Below are 12,054 nucleotides of genomic sequence, written 5' to 3' on the forward strand. Positions count from 1 at the left end.
GACGGGCGTCGTCACCAGCGTTCGAGGTGCACCACGTCGGCGTAGGCGCGGCGGTCGGGGCGCGTGATGACCGCCAGAGGCCGTCCGGCGGGGTGACCCAGCGACAGCATGAACGCGAGGAACCGGCCGTCGGGGAAGCCCAGGACCTCCTGGGCCGCGGCCTGGTCCTGGGCGGCGGAGTGCGCGGTTCCGATGCCGAGGTCTGCCGCCACCAGGGCCATGAGCATGGTGGCCTGGCCGAGATCGAACGCCAGGATCGAGCGCTGCTCGTCGTCGGCCGGCACCAGCGCGACGAGCGCCACGGCGGCCTGGGCGCCCGCGACGTGCCCGGCCCCCTGCCGGACCGTCGAGAGCGCGCGGAGCCGGTCGCGGTCCCGGACGAGGACGAAGTCCCACGGCTGCAGGTTGCCCGCGGACGGCGCGCGGCGACCGGCCTCCAGGACGCGCTCGAGGTCGGCGTCGTGCAGCGGGGTGTCACGGAACTCGCGGACGTCGCGTCGGGCCCGCACCGCATCCCAGGTCTCCATGGGGCATGGTCCTCCCGTGCACCCCAGCGGCGCCGGAGCCGGGTCGCCCTCGGGTCGAGCGGGGTGCGCCGTCAGGGCACCTGCGGACTGGCGCGTGTTCCAGCTGGTCTCGTCCGCCCAGTTCGGGTCGACCTGCCACCAGTGGGGGCCGTCGTCGGCGGCGACGTGCAGCGTCGTCCCGTGGACCCGCCAGACACGGGTGGGCATGTCGTAGCAGGACGTGGAGATGCCTTGTCCGACAGGAGAAAAGTTCGTTCCCAACACGCGTCACGCTCTACGCGTCATCAGGCGAACGAACCTCTCGTGAGGTGACCTGGTGTTCTCCGTCCTGTCACACCGGCAGCGGGGTTCCATGTCGTCGGCGAGCCCCGTCGTCGACCAGCCGACGGACCAGGGCCGCGAGGACCGCCAGCAAGACCGCCGGCACCTCGACCCCGGACCACGCGAGGAAGACGGTGGGGCTCTGTTCGGGGGCCAGCGCGACCGAGACGGCCACGAAGGCGGCGAGGAGGTAGACCGCCAGCACCGCGAAGGTGTCGCGCAGCATCGTGAGCAGCGCGAGCGTCTCGGCGGAGGATGCCGCTCGCCGGGCGGCCAGCGTCGCGAACCGCCGCAGGGCGACGAGCGCGACGGCCACCGGCACCCCGGCCCCCAGGGCGGCGAGGAAGAACGGCAGCCTCAGGTGAGCCTGGGCGGGGTAGGTCGCGGCGAGGTCCTCGCTGACGACGTACAGAACGCCGTACGCCAGGGCGCCGCCGGCCGCGAGGAGCAGGACGAGGACGCGCAGCGCAGTGCCGAGGAGCCGCATCCTGGGAGGTTACGCGTCGAGCAGCGCCCCGAGGGCGGCGTCGACCTCGGCGACGTACGACGCCTCGAAGCCGAACAGGCCGAAGTGGCCGGCGATGCTGTGCAGCCGCGTCACCGTCGCACCCGGGGTGAGGGCGGCCTCGGCCTCGCAGTCGCGCGGCGGGAAGAACATGTCCTGTTCGATGGGCAGGACGACGACCCGGGCGGTGATCCGGCCGAGCGCGGCCGCGAGGTCGCCGTCGGCGAGGCGCGCCACGTCGCCCCGCTGCCACTTCCAGCCCATGCAGAGCAGGGCGTCGGGGTCCATCGAGCAGAAGAGGAACCGGATGAAGTTCTGCTGGAACTCCTCGTAGGTGGAGAAGGAGAGCGCCGGGTCGAGCGGGGGGATGCCCCGCCAGAACTCGGTCTTCCAGAAGTCGGTCGTCAGGCCCATCACCGCCCAGATGTCGGCGTGACGGGCCAGTCCGTCGCGGACCTGCGTGTGCGACGTGTACTCGCCGCCGTTCCACCCCGGATCGCTCGTGATGGCGTCGAGGAGCGTCCTGGTGAAGAGGGTGTCGTGCGGCGTGTTCTGCGCGGTGCCGGCGATCGGCGCGGCCCGCAGCACCTTGTCGGGGAAGCGGACCGCCCACTCCCAGGTCTGCTGGGCGCCCATCGACCCGCCGACGACGAGGGCCAGCCGCTCGATCCCGAAGACCTCCCGCAGCAGCTGCTCCTGCGCCCGGACGTCGTCGCCGATGCGCACCTTCGGGAAGCGGGACATGGCGATCGACGGGTCGTCGGTCGTGTGCGGCGACGTCGACAGGCCGCCCCCGATCTGGTTGACCACGACGATGAACCAGCGGCTCGGGTCGAGCGCGTGCCCCTCGCCGATGTAGACCTGCCACCACGTGGCGTGGGTGCCGGAGAACCAGGTGGGCACGAGGATCGCGTTGTCCTTGGCCTCGTTGAGCTCGCCGTACGTCGCCACGGCGAGCTGCAGGTCCTCGATGACCCCGCCCTCCTCGAGCTCGAACCGACCGATCGAGAGCAGCGCGTAGTCCCCCTGCGCCTGCGCGGAGTAGAACGGGTTGTCGATCGGCACGGTGACCTCCTCGTCACGGTGGGCCGCGGCGGTCCGGACCCGTGAGCAGGCTAGGACGGCGCCGACGACGCCCGCACCTGCCCGGGTGGGCAGTCACGAGCCCGCCCCGCGCCGGTGCGCCCGACGCGCACTCGGGCGTCGATGCCCGTACGGTGACCTAGCCACACGGGTGAGACGACGGGGGACAGATCGTGACGATGACGTGGAGGACGGCGGCCGCGGCGTCCCTGTCGGCGAGCGTGCTGCTCGCGCTGGGGGCCACGGGAGCGCAGGCCGACGACGGGTCCACCGGGACACCCACCGGCGCGACCGGCGCGACGGCCCCTGCGGCGTCGACCACCCCGGTGCCGTCGTCCACCAGCACCCCTGCCCCCTCGACGACGACTCGGACACCCCGGACACCCCGGACGACACCCGCGACGTCCTCCTCGACGTCGACGTCGTCGACACCGTCGGCGGGCACCACGACCCCCGCGACCACGACCACCACGACCACCACGACCACCACGCCGGCGAAGCAGGGCGCCCCCACCGACGCCGGCGACGCCCCGATCGAGGCCCGGTGGCAGGCCCTCGGCGGGGCGGCCGGGGTCCTGGGCGCCAAGGTCGGCACGGGGGTGGAGGTCGGCGCCGGGCAGTACCAGCAGTACGCCAACGGCCGCATCTGGTGGAGCGCGGCCACGGGGGCGTGGGAGACCCTGGGCACGACGGCCGCGCGCTACCTGGCGCTGGGCGGGGCCGCCGGGACGCTCGGCTTCCCGAGGTCCGCGGCGCAGCCGATCGCCGGCGGGACGTGGCAGTGGTTCACCGGCGGCACCATCTGGGCCAGCGCCGCGACCGGCGCGTGGGAGACGACCGGCGCGACCAACGCGCGGTACCTGGCCATCAGCGGCCCGTGGGCCCTCGGGTTCCCGAAATCCTCCGTGCAGCCGATCGCCGGCGGGACCTGGCAGTGGTTCACCGGCGGCAACATCTGGGCCAGCGCGACGACCGGGGCGTGGGAGACGAAGGGCACCACCAACGCGCGCTACCTCGCGCTGAGCGGCCCGTGGGCGCTGGGCTTCCCGCGGTCCGCGGCGCAGCCGATCGCCGGTGGGACCTGGCAGTGGTTCACCGGGGGCAACATCTGGGCCAGCGCCGCGACCGGCGCGTGGGAGACGACCGGCGCGACCAACGCCCGGTACCTCGCCCTCAGCGGCCCCTGGAAGCTGGGCTTCCCCACCCGCGCGAACGCCGTCATCGCCGCCGGGCGGTGGCAGTGGTTCTCGGCCGGGGTGATCTGGTGGAGCCCCGCGACGGGGGCATGGGAGACCACGGGCGCGATCAAGACCCAGTACACCGCGCAGAGCGGCCCCCTCAGCTGGTACGGCTTCCCCACCGGCGCCCCGCGCAGCTACTACGGCGGCGTCCGGCAGGACTTCGTCGGGGGCTCGCTGCTGGCCGGCGTCCAGGCGGTCCTCGACCCCGTGCGCTCGCCGGTCACCGCCCGTGACGTGTGGGCGACGTGGCGGCCGGGCTGCCCGGTCGGCCCGGAGTCCCTCACCCTCATCCGGCTCAACTTCTGGGGCTTCGACAACCAGGTGCACCGCGGCGAGATCATCGTGCGGTCGGACCTCGCGCCCCGGGTCGAGTCGATCTTCGGCTCGGCGCTCGCCGAGCGGCAGCCCATCCGGTCGATGTGGCGCGTCGACTACTACGGCGGCAGCGACCCCGCGGCGATGGCGGCGGACAACACCTCGGGCTTCAACTGCCGTCAGGTCACGGGCGGCTCGGGGCTCTCGCCGCACTCCTACGGCATCGCCATCGACATCGACACCCTCGAGAACCCGTACTACGCGGGCGGCCGCTGGTGGCCCACCACGCAGTACGTCAACCGCGCCGACCTGCGCTGGGGGATGCTGTATTCCTGGTCACGCACCACGCAGGCGTTCGTCGCCAACGGCTACGAGTGGGGCGGCAGCTACCTCGACTACCAGCACTTCGAGTTCGTCGGCTGAGGCGGCTCAGGCCGCGGGGCGCAGGGTCACCGCGTCCTGCGCCGTGCGCGTGACGGTGAACCGTCCGACGATGGCGACCTTCCCGCCACCCGCGTCGCGCACCGCGGCGCCGTCCGAGACGGTCACCCGCAGGCCCTGACCCCTCGTGGCGCACCGGCACGTGCCCAGGAGGATCTCCGACGGCCGCCCGGCGGTCACGGGTGAGTCGGGCGCAGCGATCACGTCGAGGGTGACGGGCTCCTGGTGCAGCGCCCCGCGCAGCAGCAGGTTGGAGAACGGGTCCTGCCTGGCCTGCTCCACCGTGACGGCTCCGCTGAGGCTGTAGCCGCCGGTGGCCGGCGGCGTGAAGAAGGTCGGCGCGGGAGTGCTCGTGCCGGACGTGGGGGACGTCGTGGGGGTGCCGCTCGTGCTCGTCGGCGCTGAGGACGCCGTCGCCGTCGTCGACGACGTCGGAGCGGATGACGACGAGGCGGACGGCGACGACGTGGTGCACCCGGCGAGGGCGACCGTCACCCCGAGAGCCACGACGCACCCGGATCCGGCGCGGCCGCAGCGGCTGACGAGTCCCCGGGGCTGCCTCATCGCCCCATGCAACCACGACGGTCCGGCCGCGCGCGCGACGAGCCGGTCAAGGGGATGAGGGGGCGATCGCCCCGACCCGTGCCCGGACGGCCGGAGCCAGGGCGGCGGCCACGGCCAGCAGCGCCGCGACGATCCACAGCGCGTCCAGGAGGCCGACGCGGTCGGCGACCAGTCCGACGACCGGGGGCCCGACCAGGCTGGAGGTGTAGCCGATCGCGGCCACGACGCTGACCCGGGCGGCGCTGTTCGGCCCGCTCTCGGCGGCGGCGGACATGCCCAGCGGGAACCCCATCGACACCCCGATCGCCCACAGCACGGTCCCGACGGCGGTCAGCCACCAGGCGTCGGTGGTGATGAAGACGACCATCCCGACCACCCCCGCGCTCGCGGTCACGCGCACGACGGCGACCCGGCCGAAACGGTCGACCAGCGAGCTGCCCAGGAGGCGCGCGCTCATCTCCCCCACCGCGAAGAGCACGAAGTACGACGCCGCGACGGCGTCGCTGTGGTGGTGCTCCGCCCTCGCCGCGAGGGTGAGCCAGCTGTTCGCCGAGCCCTCACCGAACTCGGCCCCGAGCATGACCAGGCCGATGAGCAGCAGCCGGACGCTGGACCAGGTGCGGCACCACGCGAGGAACCGGTCACGGCGGGACCCGATCTCGGCGGGGCGAGCGTCCACCTCGACCGCCACCGCCGGCAGCCCGCGGACCACGTAGACCGCCGCGCCGACGACGGCGGCGCCCTCCAGCGCGAACTGCAGGTGGGCGGCGAGCCCGACCGCCGCGGACAGCGCGCCGAGCGCCCCGCCGATCACCGCGCCGCCCGACCAGGCCGCGTGCAGCAACGGCATCAGCGTACGGCCGGCAGCCCTCTCGAGCGCTGCCCCCTCGACGTTGATGAGGACGTCGAGCGTCCCGGTGCCGAGCCCGACGAGGACGAGCCCCGTGGTCACCCCGACCACGGAGCGCGCCAGATCGGCGCTCATCCCGATGACGCCCAGCCCGAGCGCCGAGACGACGAGGGAGGCCCCGACACCCCGTCGCGCACCGAAGCGCGCGTGGATCCAGGCCGCGGCGCTGAGCCCGGCCAGGGCACCGAGCGTGACCCCGGTGATGGCCGCGCCGAGGACGGCCTTGGAGACGTCGAGCGAGGACTGGATGCTCGGGAGCCGGGAACCGAAGGCGGCCACGACGACGCCCCCGAGGGCGAAGGCGACCAGCTCCGCGTTGCGCCACCGGGTGAGTGCTCCTGGTGCAATCCCCGACTCTCCGGCAATGGACTCGGACGGTGCGCTCACGACCGCACGCTACACACGGCGCCCATCGACCTCCGCCGCACGACGAAGGCCCGGACTCGATGAGTCCGGGCCTTCGTGAACCGAGCGGTTCCTGCGTAGCGGGGGCAGGATTTGAACCTGCGACCTCCGGGTTATGAGCCCGGCGAGCTACCGAGCTGCTCCACCCCGCGTCGGTATGCCTCAACCTTAGACGAGACGACGCCGGGGTCCAAATCGCCTCAGCCGGTGGGGGTCCCGCTCGAGGTCGCCGTCCCGGTCGGGGCGGTGGTCGAGGTGCCACCGGGCGTGAGCGTCGCCGAGCCGGACGGCTCCGCGGCGACGGCCCTGGCGATGGCCGCCTTGAGGGCGTCCTGCGCCTTGCCGTAGGCCGTGAAGTCACCCGCCTTGAGCGCCTCGTCGGCCTGCGTGATCGCCGTCTGCGCCTCGGCCAGCGCCTGCTTCAGCGCCGGGTTGTTCGACGCCGAGCCGCCACCCGTGCTGCCGCTGCCGCCGGTGCTGCCCGACCCGGAGCCCCCCGACCCGGTGCTACCGGTGCTGCCGGTGGTGTCACCGGAGCTCGCCCCGGAGTCCCCGCCGAAGAGCGCGTCGAGCGCCCCGTCGAGCGAGCCGGCCCAGGCCAGCTTGTCGCCGAACGTCACGACGACGGCGCGCAGCAGGGGGTAGGAGGTGTTGCTGACGCCCTGGACGTAGATCGGCTCGACGTTGAGCACGCCCTTGGCGACGGGCAGGGTCAGCAGGTTGCCGAACACCACCGACGACCCGCCGGAGCGCTGCTGGTTGAGGTAGGTCGACAGCGCGAGTCGCTGACCGTCCGGACTGGTGATCGGGGACGAGTTGAGGTCGTTCTGCACCTGTCCCGGGCCCCGGACCCCGTCGGAGGGCAGCTGCAGCAGCCGCAGCGTGCCGTAGCCGGAGGCCTTCTTGCCCTCCTGACTCCCCGCGTTCGAGTCGACGGCGAGGAACCCGGACAGGTTCTCCCGCGAGCCGTAGGGCTTGAACGTCGTCGTCAGCGAGAAGTCCGCCGCGGTCGTGCCCGGCATGGCGATGCTCAGGTAGTACGGCGGCTGGTCGGTCGTCCGGCTCTCCTGCGTCGGGTCGGCGGGCACCGTCCACAGGTCGTTGCTGCGGAAGAAGTCGGACGGGTCGGTCACGTGGTAGCGCGCGAGGACCTTGCGCTGCACCTTGAACAGGTCCTCGGGGTAGCGCAGGTGCGCCATGAGGTCGGCCGAGATGTCCGAGGTCGGCTGCACCGTGCCGGGGAAGACCCCCGACCACGCCTTGAGCATGGGGTCGCTCTCGTCCCACGCGTAGAGGTGCACGCTGCCGTCGAACGCGTCGACCGTCGCCTTGACCGAGTTGCGGATGTAGTTGATCTGCCCCGCGTCGATCGCCTGGACCGAGGTGCGGCTCGTCGTGATCGAGTCCGAGGTCGCCGCGTCGATCGAGGTCAGCGTCGAGTTCGGGTACTGCGCGGTGGTCGTGTAGCCGTCGAGGATCCACTGGATCCGCCCGTCGACGACCGCCGGGTAGGCGTTGCCGTCGAGGGTCAACCAGGGCGCCACCCGCTCGACGCGCTCGCGCGGCGTGCGGTGGTCCAGCAGCCGGGAGTCGGCGTTGACGGCGTCGGAGAGCAGGAAGTTCGGCTCGCGGTAGGTGATGGCGTAGGCCAAGCGGCGCAGCGACGAGCCGATGGCCACGCCCCCGGTGCCCGAGTAGGTGTTCTGCACCTGCTGCTGGCCCGTGCTGTCGGCCGGGTAGTCGAACTCGCGCGGGGACGCGCCCGTGGGAGCCCCCGCGACGGCGTACGTCGTGCTCTGCTCGCCGAAGTAGATGCGCGGCTCGTACTCGCCGAGCTTGCTGTCCTTGGAGACCGGCACCGAGCTCTCGAAGAAGACCGGGCGGCCGTCGGCGTCCTTGCGGTTGCCGTACGCCGCGACGACGCCGTACCCGTGCGTGTAGACGGTGTGGTCGTTGATCCAGTTGCGCTGGCCGGCCGCGATGCCGTCGAGGTCCATCTCGCGGGCCCCGATGACGGTGTCCTGGGTCTGCTTGTCGATCGGGTAGCGGTCGACGTCGAGGATGTCGGGGAACCGGTAGAAGTTCCGGCCCGCCTGCAGCTGCTGGTAGGTCGGCGAGACGACGTTGGGGTCGATGAGCCGGATCCCCGGCACCGAGGCGGCGTCACCGCGCAGCTGGCCCTGGGTGGCGGTCGCCGTCGCCGAGTAGGTCTGGTCCTGGACGCCGGCGACCCCGAAGGCGGCCCGTGTCGCCGCGATGTTGTTCTTGAGGTACGGCGTCTCCAGCGACAGCTCGCTCGGCTTGACCTTGAGCGACTGGATGAGCGCCGGGACGACGCCCCCGGCGACGATGGCCACGACGACGAGCCCGACCAGCCCGATCAGCGGGATCCGCCACGAGCGCAGCCAGATCGTCGTGAGGAAGAGCAGCGCGACGATGATCGAGGCGATGGTGAGGATGATCTTGGTCGGGATGACCGCGGTGGCCTCGGTGTACTGGATGCCCGTCATGAGGTCGCTGGTCTTCGTCGTCAGGTCGTAGCGGTCGAGCCAGTACGTCGCCGCGCGGAGCAGGATGATCACCGCGACGAGGACCGACAGGTGCACGCGCGCCGCGTGCGTCGTCGACCGGTTGCCCGGGGTGAAGTGCAGCGCCCCGAAGACGTAGTGGGTGAACGCCGCGACGACCAGCGCGATGACCAGCGCCGTCGTCAGGAGGCCGACCACGACCTCCAGCCACGGCAGGGTGAAGACGAAGAAGCCGATGTCGAGACCGAACTGCGGGTCCTTGGTGCCGAACGACTGCCGGTTGAGCCACAGCAGCCACGTCTGCCACTGCGAGGAGGCGCCGAGCCCCGTCAGCAGACCGATGACCGCGGGCACCGCCCACGTCGCGACGCGGCGCAGCGGCTCGATGGCTTCGCGGTAGCGCTCGAGCGCGTCGGTCTCCGGGTTCGGCACGTAGATCGGCCGCGACCGGTACGCGATGACGAGGCTCGAGGCGACCAGCGCCGCGGTGAGCACGCCGGTGACGAGGCCGAGCAGCAGCTTGGCCCCCAGCTGGGTCGTGAAGACCGACCGGAAGCCGACCGAGTCGTACCAGAGCACCTCGGTCCACACCTGCGCCGCGATCGTCGCGGCGACGATCAGGGCCAGCAGGGCCAGCACGGTCGGCACGAGCGGACCCCGCCGGCGCTCCCGCGGACCCGCGGCACCGCGCGGACCCCTCGGACCTCGCGGCTCCGCCGGGCCGTCGCCCTCGTCGCCCAGCCACCCTCGTTCGCTCACGCTCGACCTTCTCCGCCGTCTGTCCCTGGTCCGGCCCCGGCACCGGTGGTGGCAGCCGTGAGGCTGCGACGTCCCGCGGGGGCCCTCAATATACGGACGGGCGCTGACACGGGTTCCCCCCGGCCCACCGCCGGGACGGGCGCGGTCGCCGGGATGGGCGAGGATGGCCCCGTGAGCGACCAGCCCTCCCGGCCCTCCGAGCCGACGACCGACCCCCTCGCCATCGCCGCTCTCGACACCGAGCGCCACGTCGCCCGCAGCGGCTGGGACCAGCCGCCTCGGCTCTTCGCGCTCGTCCCCACCGCCGAGCTCGTCGCCCACGAGCCGCAGCTGCGCGCGACGCTCTCCGCCGCCGACCTCACCGACGGGGCGCTGTCGGCCGTCGAGCAGGAGAACCTGCCCCGCTCGGCCGACCTCGAGTCCGTCCTCGGCCGCATCGCCTGGCCCGAGGGCGTCACCGGCTGCGCGTTCGCCGTCGAGCGGATGGTCGTCCCGCCGGACGCCGAGCGCGACCTGCCCCGCGACCCCGACGCCGCGGTCGAGCGCCTCGCCGCCCACCCCGACCGGCGCGACGTGCGGCTGCTCGTCGCCGTCACCCGCGACGGCCGCTCGATCTGCCTGCTGCGCCAGCGCGCCCACGACGCCGACGACCAGGTCGCGACCGGCCCGGACCTCGCGCCCGGCCTCGTCGCCGCCCTGCGGGCGACCTTCGACGCCTAGCCCGTACGGCGCTCCGTACGCGCCTCAGCAGTGCGGCAGCGACGCCACCTCGTTCTCCCCGATCGCCGTGACGGCGGCCTCGGCGTCGTCGAAGGTGTCGACCTTGACGGCGGTCATGCCGTCGGGGACGTGGCCGACGACCTCCGAGCAGTTGTCCTTCGGCGCGAGGAACCACGTCGCGCCGGCCTCCCGGGCGCCGGCCATCTTCTGCCGGATCCCGCCGATGGGTCCCACGGTGCCGTCGGCCGCGATGGTGCCGGTGCCGGCGACCTTCTGCCCCCCGGTCAGCGAGCCGGGCGTGAGCAGGTCGTAGAGCCCGAGCGAGAACATCAGGCCCGCCGAGGGCCCGCCGACGTCGCCGGCGTCGATGGTGACCTTGAACGGGAAGTCGTACGTGACGCCGAGGTTGATGCCGAGGACGGTGCGGCCGTCGCTGGCGCCGGTCCGCGCCTGGACGGTGGTCGGCGTCCCGCCGCGGGTGACGCCGACGGCGAGCACGGCGCCCGGCTTCGCCTTCTGGATGGCCGCCCGCAGGGCGTCGGTGCTCGTCACCTTGACCCCGCCGACGCTCGTGACGACGTCGCCGACCTGCAGGGCGTCGCCGGACGGCGCGTCCTTCGCGACCCGTCCGACGGTCACCTGCTCCGGCACGGTGATGCCGAGGTGACGCAGGGCGACCGCGGTGGCGATCTCCTGGGAGCCGGTCATCTCCGCCTGGTTCTCGGCGGTGACGTCCTGCTGGGACTGCGAGGGCGGGAAGATCGCGTCGACCGGGTACACGTCCTGGGTCGGGCTGAGCCAGGCCTGGACGACGTCCCAGACCGAGACGGGGTAGCCGGGCCCGCCCTGAACCCGGACGGTGGTGAAGTCGAGCGCTCCCCCGTCGGCGTAGGTCTGGCGGCCCGCCACGGTGATGAGCCGCGCCTTGCCGTCCTCCCCGCCGCCGGTCGCCCCGAGGACGTTGGTCGCCGGCCCCGGCGACATGACGGCGTACGGCAGGTGCACGAGGTTGGCGGCGGCACCGACGAGCAGCCCGATGAAGACCGCCACGAGCAGCGCCACCGCTCCGCGGGAGGCCTTGGGGGTCGGCGGCGGCGCCCCGGCCGGGTCGTCGTACGGCGACACCGGCTCGCCCGGCGGGACCGGCGGCGGGGGCGTCGTCGACGTCGTCACGGCAGCCCCACCCACTCGTCGGACCCGTCGGTGAAGGTCTGGTGCTTCCAGATCGGCACCGTCGCCTTGAACTCGTCGACCAGCGCCCGGCACACCTCGAACGCCTCGGCCCGGTGCGCCGCGCTCACGGCGGCGACGACGGCGAGGTCGCCGACCTCGAGGTGTCCGTAGCGGTGCACGACCGCGATCCGCAGCACCCGGCCGTCGGCCGCCATCCGTGCCGCGAGGTCGGTCGCGACCTGCGCGGCGCTCGGGTGCACCTCGTAGTCGAGGACCTCGACGGGCTCGCCGTGGTCGTGGTCGCGCACGTGACCGACGAACAGGCACGTCGCCCCCGCCCGGCGGTCGCGCACCGCGGCGAGCAGCTCGTCGACCGAGAGCGGCGTGTCGCGCACCTCGGCGAGGACGACCTGGCCGGGGTCGGTCATGGGCTGCTCCATCGGGTCGGGACCGGGGTGCCTCCGGGCGCCCCGCGCAGACATTGTCGCCCGCCCCTCGCGTGCGCGCACGGGGTGGGTCGCGGGAACTCGCCGCGACGTGGTTCGGTTGACCGGGAGAGCGC

At 73.3% G+C, this 12,054-nt stretch carries 10 protein-coding genes and 1 tRNA gene; 2 read left to right on the plus strand and 9 right to left on the minus strand.

Annotated features, from left to right (window positions below; all coding sequences use genetic code 11):
• Positions 1 to 11: 11 nt before the first annotated feature.
• From FB458_RS01775 to FB458_RS01785, 3 genes are all read right to left on the minus strand, one after another.
• The gene (locus tag FB458_RS01775; RefSeq protein WP_246061016.1) at positions 12 to 734 is read right to left on the minus strand and encodes a nitroreductase family protein; all 723 of its coding nucleotides are present in this window, start codon (positions 732 to 734) and stop codon (positions 12 to 14) included.
• A gap of 124 nt (positions 735 to 858) precedes the next feature.
• Positions 859 to 1,335, minus strand: coding sequence for a DUF2975 domain-containing protein (locus tag FB458_RS01780; RefSeq protein WP_141846238.1), 477 nt, complete (start codon positions 1,333 to 1,335; stop codon positions 859 to 861).
• Positions 1,336 to 1,344: 9 nt separating this feature from the next.
• Positions 1,345 to 2,418: an alpha/beta fold hydrolase gene (locus FB458_RS01785; RefSeq protein ID WP_141846239.1), complete on the minus strand. Its 1,074-nt coding sequence runs from the start codon at positions 2,416 to 2,418 to the stop codon at positions 1,345 to 1,347.
• A 197-nt stretch (positions 2,419 to 2,615) separates the two neighbouring features.
• Between FB458_RS01785 and FB458_RS01790 the strand changes: the two genes are divergently transcribed.
• Positions 2,616 to 4,415: a M15 family metallopeptidase gene (locus FB458_RS01790; RefSeq protein ID WP_141846241.1), complete on the plus strand. Its 1,800-nt coding sequence runs from the start codon at positions 2,616 to 2,618 to the stop codon at positions 4,413 to 4,415.
• Between the two features lie 6 nt (positions 4,416 to 4,421).
• On the opposite strand, the gene FB458_RS01795 is transcribed toward FB458_RS01790, so the two are convergent.
• The 4 genes from FB458_RS01795 to FB458_RS01810 form a co-directional block, all read right to left on the minus strand.
• Positions 4,422 to 4,997: a hypothetical protein gene (locus FB458_RS01795; protein ID WP_141846243.1), complete on the minus strand. Its 576-nt coding sequence runs from the start codon at positions 4,995 to 4,997 to the stop codon at positions 4,422 to 4,424.
• Positions 4,998 to 5,043: 46 nt separating this feature from the next.
• Complete coding sequence (locus tag FB458_RS01800) at positions 5,044 to 6,294, minus strand: MFS transporter (RefSeq protein WP_141846245.1); 1,251 nt, start codon at positions 6,292 to 6,294, stop codon at positions 5,044 to 5,046.
• A 96-nt stretch (positions 6,295 to 6,390) separates the two neighbouring features.
• Positions 6,391 to 6,464 (minus strand) — tRNA-Met (locus FB458_RS01805).
• A gap of 48 nt (positions 6,465 to 6,512) precedes the next feature.
• Entirely contained in the window at positions 6,513 to 9,488 is a 2,976-nt protein-coding gene (locus FB458_RS01810) for a UPF0182 family membrane protein (protein WP_246061017.1), read from the minus strand.
• Positions 9,489 to 9,752: 264 nt separating this feature from the next.
• Here FB458_RS01810 and FB458_RS01815 point away from each other — a divergent pair, with 264 nt between their 5' ends.
• On the plus strand, positions 9,753 to 10,319 hold the full coding sequence (locus tag FB458_RS01815; RefSeq protein ID WP_141846247.1) for a PPA1309 family protein: 567 nt from the start codon (positions 9,753 to 9,755) through the stop codon (positions 10,317 to 10,319).
• A gap of 24 nt (positions 10,320 to 10,343) precedes the next feature.
• Here the strand turns inward: FB458_RS01815 and FB458_RS01820 are convergent, their stop codons facing one another.
• Both FB458_RS01820 and FB458_RS01825 read right to left on the minus strand, forming a co-directional pair.
• Positions 10,344 to 11,492 (minus strand): YlbL family protein, encoded by a 1,149-nt coding sequence (locus FB458_RS01820; protein WP_246061018.1) that lies wholly within the window; start codon positions 11,490 to 11,492, stop codon positions 10,344 to 10,346.
• On the minus strand, positions 11,489 to 11,920 hold the full coding sequence (locus FB458_RS01825) for a molybdenum cofactor biosynthesis protein MoaE (protein ID WP_211355901.1): 432 nt from the start codon (positions 11,918 to 11,920) through the stop codon (positions 11,489 to 11,491). Before FB458_RS01825 ends, FB458_RS01820 begins: the two co-directional genes overlap by 4 nt.
• Positions 11,921 to 12,054 lie beyond the last annotated feature (134 nt).

Source organism: Lapillicoccus jejuensis, assembly GCF_006715055.1.
GTDB classification, from domain to species: domain Bacteria; phylum Actinomycetota; class Actinomycetes; order Actinomycetales; family Dermatophilaceae; genus Lapillicoccus; species Lapillicoccus jejuensis.